At 72.4% G+C, this 19844-nt stretch carries 20 protein-coding genes; 17 read left to right on the plus strand and 3 right to left on the minus strand.

What is annotated here, in order from left to right:
* Positions 1–34: 34 nt before the first annotated feature.
* The 6 genes from AB0G11_RS09175 to AB0G11_RS09200 are packed head-to-tail and all read left to right on the plus strand — an operon-like array spanning position 35 to position 6972.
* Positions 35–1300, plus strand: a complete 1266-nt coding sequence (locus tag AB0G11_RS09175) for an extracellular solute-binding protein (RefSeq protein WP_219499037.1) — start codon at positions 35–37, stop codon at positions 1298–1300.
* Between the two features lie 39 nt (positions 1301–1339).
* Positions 1340–2266, plus strand: coding sequence for a sugar ABC transporter permease (locus AB0G11_RS09180; protein ID WP_357584930.1), 927 nt, complete (start codon positions 1340–1342; stop codon positions 2264–2266).
* The gene (locus AB0G11_RS09185; protein WP_219499031.1) at positions 2263–3087 is read left to right on the plus strand and encodes a carbohydrate ABC transporter permease; all 825 of its coding nucleotides are present in this window, start codon (positions 2263–2265) and stop codon (positions 3085–3087) included. Before AB0G11_RS09180 ends, AB0G11_RS09185 begins: the two co-directional genes overlap by 4 nt.
* Positions 3088–3110: 23 nt before the next feature.
* Complete coding sequence (locus AB0G11_RS09190; RefSeq protein ID WP_357584932.1) at positions 3111–4316, plus strand: family 1 glycosylhydrolase; 1206 nt, start codon at positions 3111–3113, stop codon at positions 4314–4316.
* The gene (locus tag AB0G11_RS09195) at positions 4313–5449 is read left to right on the plus strand and encodes an SGNH/GDSL hydrolase family protein (protein WP_219499025.1); all 1137 of its coding nucleotides are present in this window, start codon (positions 4313–4315) and stop codon (positions 5447–5449) included. The genes AB0G11_RS09190 and AB0G11_RS09195 overlap by 4 nt, the downstream gene beginning before the upstream one ends.
* Positions 5446–6972 carry a family 20 glycosylhydrolase gene (locus tag AB0G11_RS09200; protein ID WP_357584934.1) on the plus strand — a complete coding sequence of 509 codons (1527 nt, stop codon included), beginning with the start codon at positions 5446–5448 and terminating at the stop codon, positions 6970–6972. The genes AB0G11_RS09195 and AB0G11_RS09200 overlap by 4 nt, the downstream gene beginning before the upstream one ends.
* Positions 6973–6998: 26 nt before the next feature.
* Here the strand turns inward: AB0G11_RS09200 and AB0G11_RS09205 are convergent, their stop codons facing one another.
* Positions 6999–7904 carry an SDR family NAD(P)-dependent oxidoreductase gene (locus AB0G11_RS09205; RefSeq protein ID WP_357584936.1) on the minus strand — a complete coding sequence of 302 codons (906 nt, stop codon included), beginning with the start codon at positions 7902–7904 and terminating at the stop codon, positions 6999–7001.
* 51 nt (positions 7905–7955) lie between these two features.
* Here AB0G11_RS09205 and AB0G11_RS09210 point away from each other — a divergent pair, with 51 nt between their 5' ends.
* From AB0G11_RS09210 to AB0G11_RS09250, 9 genes are all read left to right on the plus strand, one after another.
* Entirely contained in the window at positions 7956–8405 is a 450-nt protein-coding gene (locus AB0G11_RS09210) for a MarR family transcriptional regulator (RefSeq protein ID WP_219499016.1), read from the plus strand.
* A gap of 73 nt (positions 8406–8478) precedes the next feature.
* Positions 8479–8715, plus strand: a complete 237-nt coding sequence (locus tag AB0G11_RS09215) for a LapA family protein (RefSeq protein ID WP_357584938.1) — start codon at positions 8479–8481, stop codon at positions 8713–8715.
* 113 nt (positions 8716–8828) lie between these two features.
* Complete coding sequence (locus AB0G11_RS09220; protein WP_246643613.1) at positions 8829–9305, plus strand: DUF1801 domain-containing protein; 477 nt, start codon at positions 8829–8831, stop codon at positions 9303–9305.
* A gap of 133 nt (positions 9306–9438) precedes the next feature.
* Positions 9439–11532 (plus strand): protein kinase, encoded by a 2094-nt coding sequence (locus AB0G11_RS09225; protein ID WP_357584962.1) that lies wholly within the window; start codon positions 9439–9441, stop codon positions 11530–11532.
* 11 nt (positions 11533–11543) lie between these two features.
* Positions 11544–12050, plus strand: a complete 507-nt coding sequence (locus tag AB0G11_RS09230) for a DinB family protein (RefSeq protein ID WP_219499007.1) — start codon at positions 11544–11546, stop codon at positions 12048–12050.
* 70 nt (positions 12051–12120) lie between these two features.
* Positions 12121–12747 (plus strand): VOC family protein, encoded by a 627-nt coding sequence (locus AB0G11_RS09235; RefSeq protein ID WP_357584940.1) that lies wholly within the window; start codon positions 12121–12123, stop codon positions 12745–12747.
* A gap of 50 nt (positions 12748–12797) precedes the next feature.
* Positions 12798–14408, plus strand: coding sequence for a lysine--tRNA ligase (gene lysS, locus AB0G11_RS09240; protein ID WP_219499004.1), 1611 nt, complete (start codon positions 12798–12800; stop codon positions 14406–14408).
* Positions 14405–14926: an AAA family ATPase gene (locus tag AB0G11_RS09245; RefSeq protein WP_219499003.1), complete on the plus strand. Its 522-nt coding sequence runs from the start codon at positions 14405–14407 to the stop codon at positions 14924–14926. The genes lysS and AB0G11_RS09245 overlap by 4 nt, the downstream gene beginning before the upstream one ends.
* 59 nt (positions 14927–14985) lie before the next feature.
* Positions 14986–15957 carry a 2-dehydropantoate 2-reductase N-terminal domain-containing protein gene (locus AB0G11_RS09250; RefSeq protein ID WP_219499000.1) on the plus strand — a complete coding sequence of 324 codons (972 nt, stop codon included), beginning with the start codon at positions 14986–14988 and terminating at the stop codon, positions 15955–15957.
* Here AB0G11_RS09250 and AB0G11_RS09255 read toward each other — a convergent pair.
* Positions 15923–16450 (minus strand): DUF6886 family protein, encoded by a 528-nt coding sequence (locus tag AB0G11_RS09255; protein ID WP_246643609.1) that lies wholly within the window; start codon positions 16448–16450, stop codon positions 15923–15925. The two genes, AB0G11_RS09250 and AB0G11_RS09255, sit on opposite strands and share 35 nt — an antisense overlap.
* 96 nt (positions 16451–16546) lie before the next feature.
* On the opposite strand from AB0G11_RS09255, the gene AB0G11_RS09260 reads away from it, so the two are divergent.
* Together AB0G11_RS09260 and AB0G11_RS09265 are read left to right on the plus strand one after the other, a co-directional pair.
* On the plus strand, positions 16547–16963 hold the full coding sequence (locus AB0G11_RS09260) for a hypothetical protein (protein WP_219498998.1): 417 nt from the start codon (positions 16547–16549) through the stop codon (positions 16961–16963).
* A 108-nt stretch (positions 16964–17071) separates the two neighbouring features.
* The gene (locus AB0G11_RS09265; RefSeq protein ID WP_219498995.1) at positions 17072–18973 is read left to right on the plus strand and encodes a nitrate- and nitrite sensing domain-containing protein; all 1902 of its coding nucleotides are present in this window, start codon (positions 17072–17074) and stop codon (positions 18971–18973) included.
* Positions 18974–18998: 25 nt separating this feature from the next.
* On the opposite strand, the gene AB0G11_RS09270 is transcribed toward AB0G11_RS09265, so the two are convergent.
* Positions 18999–19742 (minus strand): MBL fold metallo-hydrolase, encoded by a 744-nt coding sequence (locus AB0G11_RS09270; protein ID WP_357584942.1) that lies wholly within the window; start codon positions 19740–19742, stop codon positions 18999–19001.
* Positions 19743–19844 lie beyond the last annotated feature (102 nt).

Below are 19844 nucleotides of genomic sequence, written 5' to 3' on the forward strand. Positions count from 1 at the left end.
GGGAGGCATGCAGGTCAACAGGAAGGAACTGGCCGTGCGATACAGATCGACAGTGGCCGCCCTGGCCGCGATCGTCGCGGCGACGGCGCTCACCGGTTGTGGCCGCGCCGAAGAGGCCGGCGGCGGGCAGGCCCAGCCGTCGTCCACCGTCGCGGCCAAGGCGACCGGCAAGATCACCATGTGGGCGATGGGCAACGAGGGCGAGCTCCTGCCCGAGTTCGTCAAGAAGTTCGAGGCCGACAACCCGGGCGTCACCGTGGACGTGACGGCCATGCCGTGGGACTCGGCCTACCAGAAGTTCCAGACCGCCATCGCCGCCGGGAACGTTCCAGACCTGGCGATGATGCCCGGCCTGCCGGTCTTCAAGGACGCCTTCGCGCCCGTGCCCGACGCCATCGACACCTCCGGCATGTACCCGGGGTCCGTCTCGACGGGCACGATCGACGGGAAGCTCCTCGAAGTGCCCTGGTACGTCGACGTGCGTGCGCTCTACTACCGGACGGACCTGGCCGAGAAGGCAGGCTGGGACAAGCCGCCGGCCACCTGGGAAGAGCTCCAGCAGATGGCCGCCGACCTGCAGAAGAAGGCCGGGGCCAAGTGGGGCATCCGGCTGCCCGCGGGCACGACCGGGTCGTTCCAGTCGGCGCTCTGGATGGCGTGGTCCAGCGGCGCCGAGCTCATGAACGCCGACCGCAGCGCCTGGACGCTCGACACCCAGGAGTTCGCCTCCGCCTTCGAGTACCTGGCCTCGTACTTCGAGAAGGGCATCGCCGACCCGAACGCCGACACGGCTCCCGCCGCCGCGGTGAAGGACTTCATGACGGGCGCGACGCCCATGCTCGTCGCCGGCCCGTTCCTGCGCGGCGCCATCGCTCAGGCCGGCGGCGAGAAGTTCGCGAGCATGTACACGACCGTGCCCCTGCCGGCCGGCAAGAGCTCGACCTCGTTCGTCGGCGGCGCGAACCTGGTGGTCTTCAAGGGCGCCAAGAACCCGGACTCCGCTTGGAAGCTGGTGCAGTGGCTCAGCCAGGCCGACACCCAGGCCGCCTGGTACAAAGTCAGCGGCGACCTGCCGTCGATCGAGAGCGCCTGGAAGGACCCGGCCCTCGTCTCCGACCCGACGCTCGCCGCGTTCGCCGAGCAGCTCAAGACCGCCAAGGCGCCGCCGCAGGTCGTCAGCTTCGACAAGGTCGGCGCGGCGGGCGACGCCGCGATCGAGCAGATCGTCAAGGGCGGCAAGCCGGTGTCCGACGCGCTGCGGCAGCTCCAGAAGCAGGCCGACGGCATCGGGGTGTCCTGAGCAGTGTCGCGATCCACACCTTCGACAGCGCCCGGACGGGTGCGCGCGTCCCATGACGTGCGCGCCCGCCGGGCCGGCGGGGCGAACTCCGAGCGCCGCCGCCGGCAGACGCTGATCGCCTGGCTGTTCACCGCGCCCTTCGTGGTCGTCTTCGCGGTGTTCATGATCCTGCCGATCGCCAGCTCGATCGGCTTCTCGTTCACCGACATGACGGCGCAGGACATCCAGTCGCCGTTCAACGTCGATTTCGTGGGGTTCGAGCAGTACGCGAACGTGCTCTCCGACCCCGAGTTCCAGAACGCCGCCTGGGTGACCGCGCTGTTCGTGATCGTCGGCATCCCCGTGACCGTGGCGCTCGGGCTGGGGCTGGCGCTGGCGCTCAACTCCGGCATCCGGCGGCTGCGGCCGATCTACCGCGTCGCCTTCTACGCGCCGGTGGTCACGAGCGTCGTCGCCGTCTCGGTCATCTGGCGCTACATCCTGGCCCGCGACGGCCTGCTGAACATGGTCCTCGCCCTGGTCGGCATCGAGGGTCCCGACTGGCTGAACAGCACCACCTGGGCGCTGCCGTCGCTGATCCTGATGGCCGTCTGGCGCAACACCGGCACCCTGATGATCATCTTCCTGGCGGGGCTGCAGGCCATCCCCACCGACGTCAGGGAGGCCGCGGAGATGGACGGCGCCGGGCGCTGGCGCCGCCTGCGCAGCGTCACGCTGCCGCTGCTGCGGCCCACGATGCTGCTGGGCAGCGTGCTCATCTCGGTCGGCTACCTGCAGTTCTTCGAGGAAGCCTTCGTGATGACGCAGGGCGGCCCGCTCAGCTCCACGCTCTCCATGACGTACTACACGTTCAACACCTTCGGCTTCGGCGACTTCGCCAAGGCGTCCGCGGCGAGCTACATCATGTTCGTCGTCATCGCGGCGGTCAGCATCCTGCAGTTCCGCCTGCTCAGGAGATCGACATGACCAAACTCCTGTCAGCCCGGGCCCTCACGTACGTCGTGCTGACCGCCGGCCTGGTGGCGTGGCTCGCGCCGTTCGCCTGGATGGTGCTGGGCTCGTTCAAGACGCAGGACGAGATCTTCGCCGACCCGCCGACGTGGTGGCCGCAGTCCCCCACCGGAGGCAACTTCACCCGCTGGCTGACCGAGCTGAACTTCGGCACGTTCTTCACCAACAGCCTGGTCGTCGCGGTGATCACCGTGCTCGGCAACCTGCTGTTCTGCTCGATGGTCGGCTACGCGCTGGCCAAGATGGACTTCGCCGGCAAGCGGATCCTGCTCGGCGTCGTCCTGGTGACGATCATGGTGCCGGGCGTGGTGACCTTCGTCCCGCTGTTCGTGATCGTCGCCAAGATGGGCATCCTCGACTCGTACGCGGCCCTGGTCCTGCCGTTCCTCACCCAGCCGGTGGGCGTCTTCCTGATGCGCCAGTTCATGCTGGACATCCCGGACTCGCTGCTGGAGGCGGCACGCATCGACGGCGCGTCCGAGCTGCGGATCTTCACCCGCATCGTGCTCCCGCTGTGCGGGCCCGCGCTGGCGACGCTCGGCATCCTCACCTTCCTCGGCTCGTGGAACAACTTCCTCTGGCCGCTCGTGGCCAGCCAGACCGAGGAGATGTACACGCTGCCGGTCGCGCTCTCGCTCTATTCGACCGGTCAGTACGCGACCGACTACGGCACGCTGCTCGCCGGCGCCGTACTGATCATCACCCCCATCCTGGCCCTGTTCGTGTCCCTGCAGCGCTACTTCGTGCAGGGCATCGCCACCATGGGCCTCAAATGACGACATCCCCGACAGGAGTGAACATGGCGACCCCGCACCCGGTGGCCTTCCCGGACGGCTTCCTCTGGGGGGCCTCGACGGCTGCGCACCAGGTGGAGGGCAACAACGTCGGCAGCGACCTCTGGCACGCGGAGAACGACGGATCGGGAACCCTGCGCGACCGGTCCGGAGACGCCTGCGACAGCTTCCACCGCTGGCCGGAAGACCTCGACATCGCCCGCGACCTCGGCCTCAACGCCTACCGGTTCAGCGTCGAGTGGGCCCGCGTGGTCCCCGCGCCCGGCCACCCCTCGGCGGCGATGCTGGACCACTACCGCCGCGTCATCGAAGGATGCGCCGAGCGCGGCCTGACTCCCGTCGTGACGCTCCACCACTTCACCAACCCCGCGTGGCTGCGCGCCGAGGGCGGCTGGACCTCCGGCGAGGCGCTCACGCACTTCACCGAGTACGTCCGGGCCGTGCTGCCGATCCTCGACGGCGTCCGCTGGGTCTGCACGATCAACGAGCCCAACATGGTCGCCATGATGGTCGCCCGCCGCAGGCACGCCGCCGACGGGGAGGTGCCCGCGTTCGTCGTGCCCGACCCCGGCGTGACCGCCGCGCTGACCCGCGCGCACGAGGCGGCCCGCGAACTGCTCGCGTCCGTCCCCGGGCTCAGATCCGGATGGACGGTGGCGAACCAGAACGTCCAGGACCACGGCGCCGGCCCCGACCGCACCGCCGAGATGTCCTACCTGATCGACGACCAGTACATCGACGTGGCCAAGGGCGACGACTTCCTCGGCGTGCAGGCCTACAGCCGCATGCGCGCGGGCGAGCAGGGCCTGATCGTCCCCGGCCCGGACGACCGGCGCACGATGATGGGCTGGGAGTACTACCCCCGCGCCCTGGAGGACACCGTCCGCCACACCGCCGCCCGGCTCGGCGGCTCGACGCCGCTGCTCGTCACCGAGAACGGCATCGCGACCGGCGACGACGACGAGCGGATCGCGTACACGGGCGAGGCCGTGCTGGGCCTGGCCCACGCGCTGGCCGACGGCATCGACGTGCGCGGCTACCTGCACTGGTCGCTCCTGGACAACTACGAGTGGGGCTCGTGGGAGCCGACCTTCGGCCTCGTCTCGGTCGACCGGACCACGTTCCGGCGTACGGTCAAGCCCAGCGCCCGCTGGTACGCGCGGCTCGTCCGCGACCCGGAGGCGACCCTCCGCCAGGGGGCCGCGTCGTGACCGAGCTGGCCCGGCTCATCGAGGGCGCGGCGGCGCTCGACCCGGGGCACCACGGCGGGCTGCGTCCGCGCCGGCTGCCGCCGTGGGCGCGCGCCCAGCACGACGACACCTGGTTCGAGCTCATGGAGCAGGCGCCCACCGGCGTCTCGCTCCGGTTCACGACCAGCGCGACCCTGCTGACCCTGCGCCTGCACACCCGGTCGGTCCGGCCGGCCGGGGTCGAGCCCGCTCGGCCGCACCTGCTCGCGCTGGTCGTCGACGGCGTGGTGGCCGAGCACGTGGCGATCCCCGAAGGCGACGTCGTCATCATGGACGCCGGCCACCGGATCGCCGGAGCCGAGCGCCGGGGCCCGTCCGACGTGTCGATGGCTCTGGTCCCCGACGGCCGGGAGAAGCACGTCGAGATCCTGCTGCCGCACGACTGCGCGGTCGAAGTCGTCAGCCTGGACGCCGACGCGCCGGTCACGCCCGCGCCGCCCGACGGCGCGCCGCGCTGGATCCACTACGGCAGCTCCATCAGCCACGGGCTGGAGGCGTCCGCCCCCGACCGCACCTGGCCGGCGCGGGTCGCCCTCGCCACCGGCTGGCGGCTGCGCAACCTGTCCTTCGGCGGCAACGCGCAACTGGACCCGTTCGTCGCCCGCATGATCAGGGACGCCCCCGCCGACCTGATCACCCTGAAAGTGGGGATCAACCTCGTGAACGTCGACTCGATGCGCGCCCGGGCGATGCTGCCCGCCGTGCACGGCTTCCTCGACCTGATCCGTGACGGCCATCCGGACACGCCGATCGTCCTCGTCACCGCGATCGCCTGCCCGGCGCACGAGCACACGCCGGGGCCGACGGTCGACCGCGACGGCCGGGCCGCGGGCGCGGTCCGGGCCCTGGAGAGCGACGACGGCGCCCTCACGCTGGCCGGGACCCGGCGCATCCTCGAACGGGCGCACGCCGACCGCGACGACTCCCACCTGCACCTGGTGGACGGCCGTACGCTGCTGGGCGAGGACGACGCCGGGCTGCTGGGCGACGGCCTGCACCCGACCGAGGAGGGGCTGGGCCTCATCGCCCGGCGCTTCCAGGACACCGTGGCCGGCATTCCGGCGCTGGCCGGGCTGCTGGGGGGCCGCCGATGACCCCGCCTGCGCTGGTGCCGTGGCCGCACGCGGTCACGCTCGACGACACCACGACGACGGTCCTCGACCCCGCCCGTGTCGTCATCGAGGCGGAGGCCCCGCTGGAGGCGGCCCGCGACTGGCTCCGGGCCGAGCTCGCCCGCACCGCCGGGACCGGCGACGCGCCGCCGCTGCGCATCACGCTCCGGCTCGGGGCGGCCCCCGCCGACGTGCCGCCCGCCGACGGCATCGCCCCGGACGAGGCCGCGCCCGACGAGCGGCACACGATCACGATCGCCCCCGGCGAGGTCACGGTGACCGGGCCGACCCCCCAGGCGGTCCTGCGCGGCGCCGCGACGCTCGTCCAGCTCGCGGAGGGCTCGGCCGGCCGGCTGCCCGTGGGCCGGATCGCCGACGGGCCCCGCCTGGCGTGGCGCGGGCTGATGGTCGACGTCGTACGGCACCCGTTCGGCGTGGACGAGATCCGCCGCGTCGTCGACCTGCTGACCCGCTACAAGCTGAACGTGCTGCACCTGCACCTCACCGACTCCGACGGCTGGCGGCTGCAGTCCGCGGCCCGCCCGGGGCTGGACGCGACCTCGCCCGGCGAGCTGATCACCCGGCGCGACCTGGACGAGCTGACGGCGTTCGCCGAGACGCGCGGGGTGACGATCCTGCCCGAGGTCGACCTGCCCGGCCACTCGCTCGCCGCCACCCGCGCCTATCCGGAGCTCACCGACGGCGGGATGGCCGCCCGGCTCGGCTACGTGGACCCCGCGGCGCCGGGGGCCGAGTCGTTCATCGCCGACACCGTCACCGAGTTCGCCCAGGCGTCCCGCGCCCGGTTCGTCCACATCGGCGGCGACGAGCCGTTCGGCATGCCGTTCGAGGCGTACACGCGGGCGGTCGGCCTCGCCGTGCGGGCGGCGCACGCGGCCGGCAGCCGGGTGGTCGCCTGGCAGGAGGCGGTACGCGCCGGCGCGCTCGGCCCCGGCGACCTCGTGCAGCTGTGGATCGGCGCGGAGACGAGCATCGACGCCGACGCGAAGAAGGCCGAGCTGCCGGAGTCCGCGCACCGGTTCGTCGACCAGCTGGTGGAGCTGTTCGCGCTCGCGCCCGGCGACGGCCCCGCCGCCGCGGCCGCCGGGCTGCCGGTGCTCCTCTCGTCCAGCGACGTGCTCTACCTCGACCGCCCCTACGCGGAACCCGCCGCCGACGCCGACGGGGAGGCGCGCCGGGCCCGGCTCGGCTTCCGCGACTACCCGGCCAAGACCCTCCGGCAGATGTTCGACTGGACCCCCGAATCGCTGGTGGCGGGGCTGGACGTGCGCATCGCCGGCGTGGAGGCGGCGATCTGGTCGGAGACCGTCGACGGCTTCGACGACCTGGCGTTCCTGCTGCTCCCCCGCCTCCCGGCCGCGGCGGAACGGGCCTGGACGCGCGAGCCGACGACCTGGGAGGACCACAGCTCACGCCTGCGACCGCACGCCGGCACCTGGCAGGCGACCGGCTGGGGCGCGGCGTACCGGCCCGCCCACTGGTAGCCGGGGGTCACCAGGCCCAGGCGGGGTCACCAGGCCCAGGCGGGGTTGCCGGTGGCGGCCTGGGAGGCCGCCCACAGCCGCTCGCGGGCCGGCTCGTCGTAGGCGAAGGCCGGCGCGCGGACCGGGCGCAGGTCCTCGTCCACGTACGGGCCGGGCAGGGGTCCGTCGCCGGTGGCCAGGCGGGCGTAGGTGTCGCCGAGGCGCTCGGCGGGGACGGCCATGCGGTTCTTCGGCGCGTACAGGATGCGCAGCAGCCACGGCATGGCGGCCACCCGGCCGGCGTCGAGCCGGACGGCGGGAACGCGCACGCAGGCGACCTCCAGGCGCCCCGCGCCCTTTTGTGCCCTCTCGGCCTTCTCCTCCTTCTCGGCCTTTTGCGCCCTCTCGGCCAGGGTCATGGTTGTCATGATCTGGGCGAGTTTGGCGTGGTAGTACGCGCGGGTCGGGGTGAACCAGCTCGGATCGTCGAGCTGGTCGAACCGGATGCGGATGCGCGGCATCGAGAGCAGCCCCTTGCTGGCCACGTTGATCACCCGCGGGCGGGCGGCGGCGGCGAGCAGCGGGCTGAGGCGGGCGGTGAGCAGGAAGGGGCCCAGGTGGTTGGTGGCCCAGAACAGCTCGTGGCCGTCGGCGGTGAAGCGGGGCTCGCGCAGCGTCTGGTCGAAGACGGCGGCGTTGTTGACGAGCACGTCGAGGTGGCCGGCGGTCCGGGTGAGCTGGTCGGCGGCGGCCTCGATGGAGTCCGGGGACGACAGGTCCGCCTGGACGAGGGTGGCCGGGTGCGCGGCGTGGGCGTTGATCTCGGCCAGCGCGGCGCGGCCTCGGTCGAGGTCCCGACAGAGCGCCAGCACGTGGTGGCCGGCGGCGGCGAGGGTGCGGGCGGCGCGCAGGCCGATCCCGGAGTTGGCGCCGGTGATGGCGATGGACAGCATGCCGGGGATTCTATTCTGTTCGGAACGATCCGAACAGAATAGAATCGAGGGGTGGCCGGTGCTGAGGAGTTCGTGGAGAGTGCGGGGCTTTACTTCGAGCGGCTGGGGCTCAGCCGCACGGCGGGGCGGGTCATCGGCGTGCTGCTGGTCGATCCGGACGACTCCGCCGACGCCCCAGGGCTGTGCGACCGGCTCGGCGTGGCCAAGAGCAGCATGAGCGTGGCCCTCGGCCAGCTCGAACGCGGCGGGCTCGTCGAACGCTTCCGGCCGCCCCGGGGCCGCCGCGACCACTACCGGCTGACGGAGGACGTGTTCGGGCGCGCGTTCCGGGCGAAGATGGCGGAGTTCTCCGCGTTCGCCCAACTCGCCGAGCAGGGCCTGGCCGTGGCCGGGGACAACCCCGCGAGCCGGGCCAGGCTGGAGCGGATGCGCGACCTGTACGGCTTCATGGGCCGCGAGTTCCCCAAGCTCCTCGACCAGTGGGAACGCGAACGCCCCTGACCCACGAAGCTCGTGGTCAGGCCGGGGGAATGCGGGTATGGCCTGCCAGGAGGGGCTTCACAGTTCGGGGGACATGGTGACAGAGCAGAGGCCGTCGAGCCCGTTGGGGTCGGTGCCGCCGCGGGTGTGGGTGGCGTTGGCGCTCCTGGTGCTGGCGATCGTGTTCATCCTGCAGAACCGGCAGGATGCGGCGATCCAGTTGTTCATGATCGTGGTGACCGCGCCGTTGTGGATCACGCTGGTGGTGTGCGTGGGCATCGGGATGCTGATCGGCGCGCTGATGAGCCGCAGGGGCGGGCGCCGGCGCTGACGCAGGCGGTCCGAGGCGAGGCGGTCATCGATCAGTTTTCGAGAAGCGGCCCGTCTCCCTGCCTCCCTAACATGAGAGTCACCCAGAAGGACATGTACGGGAGGAACCTCGCAATGGCGAACACCAACGACACCAAGGACAAGACCGGCGGCACCGGGTTCGAGGGCTTCTCGGACGAGGAGCGGGCCGCGATGAAGGAGCACGCCCAGGAGCTCAAGAAGGCCGCCCGCCGCGGCTCGCGCGCCACCAAGGCCGACGGCGAGAGCGACGTCCTCGCCAAGATCGCCGAAATGCAGGACTCCGACCGCTTCCTGGCCGAGCGCATCCACGACCTCGTCAAGACCAACGCCCCCGCCCTCACCCCCAAGCTCTGGTACGGGATGCCGGCGTACGCCAGGAACGGCAAGATCGTATGCTTCTTCCAGAGCGCGCAGAAGTTCAAGTCGAGGTACGCGACGCTCGGCTTCAACGACGACGCGCGGCTGGACGACGGCAACATGTGGGCCACCGCCTTCGCCCTGACCGACCTGACCCCGGACGACGAGGCCCGCATCGCCCGGATCGTCAAGCAGGCAGTGGCCGAGGACTGACCACCCGTAAAACGCAAGCTTGCTTTTTCCTTATTCCGCCCTTGCCGGGCTGCCGACGGAATTCAATGACGCGCCTGAGGGCGCGGGATCCCTGACAAAGATTTTCCGATATGCCACTATCTGTCGGGTGACAATGGGGGATCCTCGGGAGCAGATTCCCGGCTACCAGCTCATCGAGCCCGTGGGCCAGGGCGGTTTCGCCGTGGTCTACCGCGCCCTGCACGAGCGGGTCGGCCGGGTGGTCGCCGTGAAGATCCTGTCGGTGGCCGACGTGGACGAGCGGGCGCTGCGCAACTTCCGGCGGGAGCTGGAGGTCATGGGGCGGCTGAGCGACCATCCGAACATCGTGGCCGCGCTCGACACCGGCACGACCGCCGCCGGCCGGCCGTACATCGTCATGGACTTCCACGAAGGCGGCAGCCTCCACAGCCGGGCGGGAGCGCTCCCGCCGCACGAGGTGCTGCGGATCGGCGTCAAGGTGGCGGGCGCGCTCGCGGCCGTGCACGACGCCGGGGTCTTCCACGGCGACATCAAGCCGCAGAACATCCTCGTCTCCAAGTACGGCGAGCCCGCGCTGGCCGACTTCGGCGTGGCCCGCATGCTGGACGTGGGGCAGCTCTCGTCCAACACGCTCACGTTCACCCCGCACCACGCGGCGCCGGAGGTGCTCAACGGCTCGCCGCAGAACGTGCGCTCGGACGTGTACGCGCTCGGGTCGACGCTCTACCAGTTGCTGGCCGGGCGGCCCGCCTACCATGATCCGGCCGATGCCGGGGTGGCGCCGTTGCTGCTCAGGGTGCTCAGGCAGCCGTTGCCGCCGCTGCCGGAGCACGCCGTTCCCGCGCCGCTGCGCGCCCTGGTCGAGCGGGCGATGTCCAAGGACCCGGGCGGCCGGCCGCAGGACGCCTGGGCCTTCGTCCGGGAGTTGCAGCAGGTGCAGCGGGCGCTCGCGCTCCCGGTGACCGAGCCGGCGACCGCCGTCCCGCCGCCGGCCCCCGCACCACCACACCCCGTCGGCCCCACCCCGCAGACCCTCGGCCCCACGCCGCACGGCCCGCCCCCACCCGGCCCGCAGACACCGGTCAGCGCGCCACACGTTCCCGGCAGCGCACCGCAGGCCCCCGGCAGCGGGCCGGTGCCCGGGATGCCCGGCCCGCCGTCGTACGCCTATCAAGACCAACCGCTCCACACCAGGCCGAGCCGCAGGTCGTCGCGGCGCTGGGTGGTCGCGGGGGTCGCCGTGGTCACCGCGTCGGCCGCCGCCGTGGCCGCCGTCCACCTGACCGGCGGGTTCGCCCCCGCGACGGCGGTGCCCACCGCCACCGTCACGCCCGGCGCCCTCGCCGTCGCCACCGCGACCGAGCCCGTCGTGCCCGCGTCGAGCTCGGCCTCGCCCGAGCCGTCGGCGAAGGCCGGCAAGCCCACCCTCGCCAAGGTCTCCCTCTCGACGGACGCGAAGGTCCACGCGCCGGGCCAGACGTTCCGCCTCAAGGTGACCGGCCGCCTGTCGAACGGCCGCCCGGCCCGCCTGGCCCGCGCGGACCTGGACTTCCACAGCGCCGACCCGCGCGTGGCCACCGTCAGCCCTGACGGCCAGGTGACGGTGCTGAAGGAGGGCCGGGTCCGCATCACGGTCAAGGTGACGATGAACGGCTCGGCCAAGGTGGCCGCGCTCCCCCTGACGGTCGGGTCCAAGGCGACCCCGGAGCCGGAGGCCGAGCCGGAGAGCGGCCCCCGGACGCTGCGGGTGCCCGCCACGCTGACGAACATGGTCCGGGGCGGCGGCTACTCCGCCAAGTCGTTCCCCGCCTGCCAGGTCTGCAAGGTCAAGAACGGCAACCCGGGCTTCTACCGCGAGACGTACTTCCGCTTCGACCTCAGCCGGGTCAAGGTCAAGCCGGACCGGATCGCCTCCGTCGTGCTGCACGCGCACATGCGGGTCGACGACTCGGTCGACACCCAGGGCGCGGCGATGGCGTACGCGATGGGCAACGGCTGGAACGCCGGGGTCACCTTCGACACGCGCCCGCAGCTCGGGGCGCAGCTCGGCGAGTTCCCGGCAGTGGGCGTGAACGGCGCCTGGGTGAAGCTGAACCTCACCGGCTACTTCCGGCCGAAGGTCGGCGGCCCGGCGAGCGTGGGGCTGGCGGAGTCGGGCGGGGTGGGCACGGCGATCGGCGGCCTGGGCTCGGGGACCGTCCCGTACCTGGTGATCACCACTCGGTAGGGTGGGCGTCCATGGCAGAGACCAGGACTCCTCCGATCTTCGACGGTGACGAGCGCGCGATCCTCTACAGCTGGCTCGACTGGCATCGTGAGACGCTGGCCGCCAAGTGCGCGGGCCTGTCGGAGGAGCAGCTCAGGCGGCGCGCGGTGCCGCCGTCGGGGATGTCGCTGCTGGGGCTGGTGCGGCACATGGCGCACGTGGAGCGGGCCTGGTTCCGGCGGATGATCGACGACGAGGACGTGCCGCTGCTCTACGGCAAGCAGGAGCGCCAGGACGCCGACTTCGAGGACGTGGACGACGCCTCGGCCGAGGAGGCGTTCGCCACCTGGCGGGCGGAGATCGAGCGGGCCCGGCAGGTGTCGGCGGCGCTGCCGCTGGACGCGATCGCCAAGCGGCGGCGCGACGGCAACGAGGTGTCCCACCGGCGCATCCTGGTTCACCTGATCCAGGAGTACGCGCGCCACAACGGCCATGCCGACCTGCTGCGTGAGCGCATCGACGGCGTGACCGGCGAGTAGCGCGGCGGTGATTGCCGCGCCGCCCATGCCGGACTTGGATGGCTCTACGCCGACATGGGAGGGGCCGACCTTGATCGATCGTCGACTGGACCATCTGCTGTACGCGGTGCCCGATCTGACCGCGGCCGTGGCCGAGTTCGGTGACAGGACCGGCGTGACCCCGGTGGCGGGCGGCAGCCATCCGGGCGGCACCGCGAACTACCTGGTCGGACTGGGACCGTCCGCGTACCTGGAGATCATCGGGCCGGACCCGGCGGCCGACCCGGCGACGCGGCGGCGGGCGGCCGAGCTGGAGCTGCTCGACGTGCCCCGGCTGGCGGGGTGGGCGGTGCACCCCGACGACATCGGGGCGGCCGTACGGCAGGCGCGGGCGCGGGGGTACGACCCGGGCGACGTGGAGCCGATGTCGCGCCGGACCCCCGACGGGCGGCTGCTGGAGTGGCGGCTGACCCGCTGGGACGAGCCGGGGCGGGTGGATCCGGTGCCGTTCCTCATCGACTGGGGCGCCACGCCGCATCCGGCCGCGTCGGGGCTTCCGCAGGTGAAGCTGACGGCCTTCAGGGCGACCGTGCCGGAGCCGCCGCTGCTGCTGGCCCGGCTGCGCGCCCTGGACGTGGAGCTGGACGTCGAGGCGGGGGCGCCGGTGGCGCTCCACGCGGTCCTGGAGAGCCCGCTCGGGCGCGTGGAACTGACCTGACGGGGGCGAACGCGTTGGCGGCCGGGCCGCCGAGCCGCAAGAATGGCGCGATGAGCGCTGCTGACAGCACGGAGGCCGACTGGGTCTCCCGATTCGCGGACGAGGTCATCTCCGAGGCGGAGCGTCGCGCGCCGGGCAAACCGATCGTGTGCGCCTCGGGGCTGAGCCCGTCGGGGCCCATCCACCTGGGCAACCTGCGCGAGGTGATGACCCCGCACCTGGTGGCCGACGAGATCAGGCGGCGCGGCCACGCGTGCGTCCACCTGCTGTCGTGGGACGACTACGACCGCTTCCGCCGCGTCCCCGCGGGGGTCGACCCGTCGTGGGCCGAGCACATCGGCAAGCCGCTGAGCTCGGTGCCCGCGCCTCCCGGCAGCCCGTACGGGTCCTGGGCCGAGCACTTCAAGGCGCCGATGGAGGCCGCGCTGGCCGAGCTGGGCGTCGAATACCGGGGCATCAGCCAGACCGAGCAGTACACCTCGGGCGCCTACCGGGAGCAGATCCTGCTGGCGATGCGCGAGCGGGAGCGGATCGACGCCGTCCTGGCCCGCTACCGGTCGCAGCAGCGCGAGGGCTATTTCCCGTACAAGCCCTACTGCGAGCTGTGCGAGCGCGACCTGACCACGGTGACCGCCTACGACGACGACAGCACGGAGCTGGCCTACACGTGCGAGTGCGGGTTCGGCGAGACGGTGCGGCTGGCCGAGCACGACCGGGGCAAGCTGGTGTGGAAGGTCGACTGGCCGATGCGGTGGGCGTACGAGGGGGTGGTGTTCGAGCCGTCCGGCGTCGACCACCACTCGCCCGGGTCGGCGTGGATCGTCGGCGGGCAGATCGTCGGCGAGGTGTTCGGCGGCGAGCAGCCGATCGGGCCGATGTACGCGTTCGTCGGCATCACCGGCATGGCGAAGATGAGCAGCTCCAAGGGTGACGTGCCGACTCCGGCCGACGCGCTGGAGATCATGGAGGCGCCGGTGCTGCGCTGGCTGTACGCGCGCCGCAAGCCCTCGCAGTCCTTCAAGATCGCCTTCGACCAGGAGATCCAGCGGCTCTACGACGAGTGGGACGCGCTCGGCCGCAAGGTCGCCGGCGGCGAGGCGCAGCCCGCCGAGCTGGCGGCGCACGGCCGGGCGGTGCGCACGGCGGCCGGGCCGCTGCCGGTGACGCCGCGACCGGTCGCCTACCGCACGCTGGCCTCCATCGCCGACGTCACGACCGGCGACTCCGCGCAGATCCTGCGCATCCTCGGCGACGTCGACGCGATCGGCTCGCTGGAGGAGGCGCGGCCCCGGCTCGACCGGGCGCAGCGGTGGATCGACACGCAGGTGCCTGCCGAGCAGCGCACCCGCGTGCGCGAGGCCCCCGACGCCGAGCTGCTGGACTCGCTCGGCGAGGCCGAACGCGAGGCCCTGGCCATGCTGGTCGACGGCCTCGACGCGCACTGGTCGCTCGACGGGCTGACCACGCTGGTGTACGGGGTGCCGAAGCGCCAGGCGGGCCTGGACCCCGACGCAAAGCCGACGCCCGAGGTGAAGGCGGCCCAGCGGGCCTTCTTCGCGCTGCTCTACCGGCTGCTGGTGGGCCGCGACACCGGGCCCAGGCTGCCCACGCTGCTGATGGCGGTGGGGGCCGACCGGGTGCGGAAGCTGGTCGGGGCGTGACCGCGTTCCTGATCACCGGGATCTCCGCGTCGGGCAAGTCCACGGTGGCGCAGGCGCTGGCCGAGCGGCTGCCGAAGGCGGCGCACGTACGCGGCGACGCCTTCCGGCGGATGGTGGTCAGCGGCGGCGTCGGCATGACGCCCGACCAGCCGGAGGAGGCCGTACGCCAGCTCCGCCTGCGCTACCGGATCGCGGCGGCGGCGGCCGACCTGTATGCCGGCGAGGGGTTCACCGCGGTCGTCCAGGACGTGGTGCTCGGCGCGGACCTGAAGCTGTTCGCCGGGCTGATCCGCACCCGCCCGCTGCACGTGGTGGTGCTGGCCCCGAGCGCGGCCGTCGTCGAGCGGCGCGAGCGCGAGCGGGCCAAGACCGGCTACGGGGCGTGGACGGTCGCCGAGCTCGACGCGGCGCTGCGCCGCGACACGCCCCGCCTGGGGCTGTGGCTCGACACCTCCGCGCAGACGCCGGCGCAGACGGTGGACGAGATCCTGGCCAGGGCCGCAGAGGCGCGCGTCTAGCGAGCCGACTCGGGCACCTCGGTGGCGCTCGTGAGCGAGCGGATGACATGCTCGGAAGCATGCGTTACATCGTGATCGGAGCGGGGGCCGTGGGCGGCACGATCGGCGCCCGGCTGTTCCAGGGCGGGCACGACGTGCTCCTGGTCGCCCGGGGCGCCCACTACGAGACGCTGAAGAACCGCGGCCTGCGCCTCCTCACGCCCTACTCCGACGACCTCCTCGACATCCCGGCGGCCGACGGCCCGGTGGCGTGCCGCGACGACGACGTGCTGATCGTCGCCACCAAGTCGCAGGACACCGTGACCGCGCTCGCCCCGTGGCCGACCCACCTGCCGGTGGTGTGCGCGCAGAACGGCGTCGAGAACGAGCGCACCGCGCTGCGCAGGTTCGAGCGGGTCTACGGGATGTGCGTGTGGCTGCCCGCGCTGCACACCGAGCCCGGCACCGTGGCCGCCTACGGCTCGCCGCGCTCGGGGCTGCTGCACGTCGGCTGCTACCCGCACGGCTCCGACGAGCTGGCCAAGCAGATCGCCATCGACCTCGACCGCAGCAGGTTCGTCGCGCTGCCGTCGGCCGAGGTGATGCGCTGGAAGTACGGCAAGCTGCTCGCCAACCTGGCCAACGCCGTCGAGGCGCTCGTCGGCCACGAACCGGGCGTGGAGGAGGTGCTGGAGCTGGCCAGGTGCGAGGGCACCCACGTGCTGGAGGAGGCCGGCATCTGCTACTCCACGCCGCGCGAGGAGCGCGAGCTGCGCCGCGACCAGGTGGACCTGCTGCCGATCGGCGGCAGCATGCGCGGCGGCGGCTCGTCGTGGCAGAGCCTGACCAGGGCGACCGGGTCGATCGAGGCCGACTACCTCAACGGCGAGATCGTGCTGCTGGCCCGCGAGCTCGGGATCGCCACCCCGGCCAACGAGGTGCTCCAGCGGGAGGCCAACCGGTTCGCCAGGGAGCGCCGCGAGCCTGGCTCGATGCCGCTGGAGACGCTGATGGCGCTCATCGCCGAGCGTTCCGGAGCCGGATCCCGCTGAACTCCAGCGTGCTGGCCGTCACCTCGTTCCAGAACCGCCACAGGTTGTCCAGCACGCGGAGCTGGATCCCGGCCTCCTCGTGCAGCTCGAACAGGTCGCGGACCGGCTCGGGCGGGCCCAGCGGCAGCACCGGCACGGTCGCCACGACCGCGGCGGGCGGGTCGCCGAGCGGCGTGAAGACGTCGGCGGGCAGCCTGTAGGCGAACAGGCGCACGTCCATCATCGCCTTCAGCCACCCGTACTCGATCGCGTGCACCCGCTCGCCGCAGCCCGCGCCGATGATCCGGTCGGCGTCCTCCCGCGTGGTGCGCGATCCGGGCCACGCCATCGCGCGGGGGCAGGCGCGGGGGAACCAGTAGGAGGGACAGCGTTCGCCGTCGACCGCCCAGACGTACGGCTCGCTCTGCCGTGAGGTGGGTGCGACGTGCGGGACGAACCGCTCGATGGTGGGGTCCTCGGAGAAGTGCAGCACCTGTCCTGGTTCGGGTCTCATGACCGCCATCATGACCTGCGAGCCCGTGTGGGCAGGGCATACCGCGCCGGATGATGGGCAGGGGGATCTCGCTCTGACGACGAGGAGTGAGACGAAATGATCTTTCTGGGTCTGTTACTGGTCCTGCTCGCCGGCGCGGCGGCCGTCGTGGCCATCACGGAGGAGAGCGCCCGGTACATCCTGTTCGGTTACACGTTCCAGCCCGACCACGTGGAGATGTTCCTCGCGGGCGCGGCGGCGGCCGCGGTGATGGTGCTCGGCTTCTGGCTGATCGCCGCCGGTTCGCGCCGGTCCGCCCGCCGTCGCCGCCGGCTGGCTCACGTACGCGCCGACGCCTCCGACAAGGTGGCGCGGCTGGAGGACGAGAAGCGCGAGCTGGAGCGGAAGCTCGAACGCGAGCACGCCGCCGCAAGCAAGCCGATCGCGGGCCGCGCTGACGGCCGCACCGACGGGCACGCTGACGGGCACGCCGATGACCGGCTGGTCGCCGGCCGTGAGGAGCGCGCGCGGTGACCTCACCGGTGCGGGGTGGCGGGGTGGCCCCGCACCGGTGATTCGCGGCGATACTTCGCATGACGGGTGTAATCTGCGTTGCGCGCTCATCATGCACCCGGAGGTCGCATGCCCCCCACACGTGGCCGTCCCATCGCGATCAAACTCCTCATCCTCCTGCTCGTCCCGCTGACCTCCCTGGTCGGCCTGTGGGCGTTCGCCGCCGCTCTGACGGCAGGCGACGGGCTGCGCATGCTGGAGATCGACGAGCTGGCGACGAACCTGGCCGAACCCTCCGAGGAACTCACCACCCACCTGCAGAACGAGCGGCTGTCCTCGATCCAGTACGTGGCCGCCAGGCGCAATGCCGAGACCCTGAAGATCCAGCGCTCGCAGACCGACGCGGCGGCCAAGCGGTTCCGTGCGCTGGCGGCGAGCCGGCGCGGCCTCAGCCCGGAGATGACCGCCCAGCTCACCACTCTGAACCGGCGGCTCGACCAGCTCGCGCAGGTCCGGCGCGATGTCGACGCCACCGGCGCGGCCCCCCTCGACCTGATCAACGGCTACAGCCAGATCGTGGACGCCTCCTTCCGCATGTACGACGCGATGGTGCTGGTCCCCGACATGACGCTCTACCGCAACGCCCGCGCGCTGACCATGCTGGGCGAGGCCAAGGAGCTGCTGTCACGCGAGCGCGCGATGATCGCCGTGGTGCTGAGCCGGGGCCGGGTGACGCCCGCCGAGCGCGAGGCGTTCGCCGACTGGACGGCCACCCGGCGGCTGCTCCACGCCCAGGCCATGTCCCACCTCGACGACGGGCTGCGCAAGCCGTACCAGCAGCTCATGGCCTCCCCGATGTACACGGAGTTCACCGAGGCCGAGGACGCCATCAGGGGGCAGGCCATCATCAACGGCCTGCCCGCCGACGCCGCCACCTGGCCGGTGGACGCCACCAACCTGTGGAAGGCCGCCGAGCGCGCCCAGCGCGTCACCGCCAAGGCCATCACCGAGCGGGTCACGCCCGCGGCCACCGGCATCCTCACCAAGATCGGCGTCGCGGGCGGCATCGGGCTGCTCGCCGTGATCGCCTCCATCCTGCTGTCGCTGCGCTTCCGCAAGCGGTTGGTACGCGAGCTCGCCGGGCTCCGCGACGCCGCCACCGAACTGGCCGACGTGCACCTGCGCGACCTGGTCAAGCGGCTGCGCACGAGCACCCAGCCGCCGTCCGCGGCCGAACTCCCCCCGCTGGAGATCAAGGCGGAGACGTCCGAGGTGCGCGACATCGTGCAGGCGTTCAACCGCGTGCAGTCCACGGCCGTCGAGGCCGCGGTCACCCAGGCCCGCCTCCGGCACGGCGTCAACCAGGTGTTCGTCAACCTGGCCAGGCGCAACCAGTCGCTGCTGCACCGCCAGCTCCTGCAGCTCGACGGCATGGAACGCGGCACCGAGGACCCCGAGGAGCTGGAGGACCTGTTCAAGCTCGACCACCTGACGACGCGCATGCGCCGCCACGCGGAGAGCCTGATCATCCTGTCCGACCAGACGCCGGGCCGCGGCTGGCGCAACCCGGTGCCAATCCTGGACGTGCTGCGCGCCGCCGTGGCCGAGGTGGAGGAGTATCAGCGGGTCGAGGTGCTGCAGGCGCCGCCCGTCGCGCTGACCGGCTCGGCGGTCACCGACGTGGCCCACCTGATGGCCGAGCTGATCGAGAACGCCACGCTGTTCTCGCCGCCGCGCACCCGGGTCGACCTGCGCACCACGGCGACCCCGTACGGGCTGATCGTGGAGGTGGAGGACCGCGGGCTGGGTCTGTCGCGGGCCGAGCTCGACGAGCTCAACACCCGCCTGGCCGAGAAGCCCGAGTTCGACCTGGCGCAGAGCGACCGGCTCGGGCTGTTCGTGGTCGGCCGGCTGGCGGCCAGGCACGGCATCAAGGTCGCCCTGACGGCGTCGCCGTACGGCGGCCTGACGGCCAGGGTGTCGCTGCCGGCGTCGCTGCTGGCCGACCAGCCCGCGCTCACGGGCGCCTAGCCGGTCAGAGCCTGGCCAGAGCCGGTCAAAGCCGCACGAACGGGTCGGCGAAGTGCGCCGTGGCGAGCAGCGCGCGGGCGGCGCGCAGCTCGGCGAGCACGGCGGCGCGGGTGGCGGCGGCCCGCTCCTGGTCGTCGTCGTAGACGTAGCGCACGGCCGGGTCGGCGAGCTGCGCGGGATGCAGGACCAGGTCGCCGGTCACGGCCAGGTCGCCGACGCGGGCGATCTGGTGGCCCGGCGTGTGGCCGGGCGTCAGGTGGACGCGCACGCCGGGCGCGGCCTCGGCGTCGCCGTCGACGACGTGCAACTGGGCCTTGAGCGGGGTGACGACCCGGTCGAGCGTCGCGCTCTCTGCGGCGTCGAGCTCGGCCTGCTGGAGCACGTACCGGGCGTTCTCGAAGATCGGCCGGCCGTCGTCGGAGACGGCGCCGCTCGCGTGGTCGCTGTGCAGGTGGGTGAGGATCACCGTGTCGACGTCGGCGGGCGCGACGCCGACGGCGGCCAGCTCGCCGGGCAGCGTGCCGGGAACGGGCGCCCAGCTCGACGCGAGCGAGCCGGGGCCGCCGATGCCGGTGTCGACCAGCGTCAGGCGCCCGGCCCAGTCGCGGAGCAGGTAGCAGTGGAAGTGCAGCACCCACGGCTCGTCGGGAAGCGCCGAGCCAGGAAACATCTCCGGCAGCGGGCGGCGGATCGCCTCGCCCATCGCGCCCACGGCGTCGCAGAGCGGCGTGACCTCGACGCCTGAAACGATCTTCGGTTCGTGCGGCACGCGCCCAGCCTAGATGATTGATTCCAAGGGGTTGGGATCAGTGGTCGTAGGCGGTGAGTGAGCGGGCGATGGGCTGACCGGTCTTGTCGTTGTGCCAGATCA

Origin of the sequence: Nonomuraea sp. NPDC023979, assembly GCF_040639085.1 — a bacterium.
Taxonomy (GTDB): Bacteria; Actinomycetota; Actinomycetes; order Streptosporangiales; family Streptosporangiaceae; genus Nonomuraea; species Nonomuraea ceibae.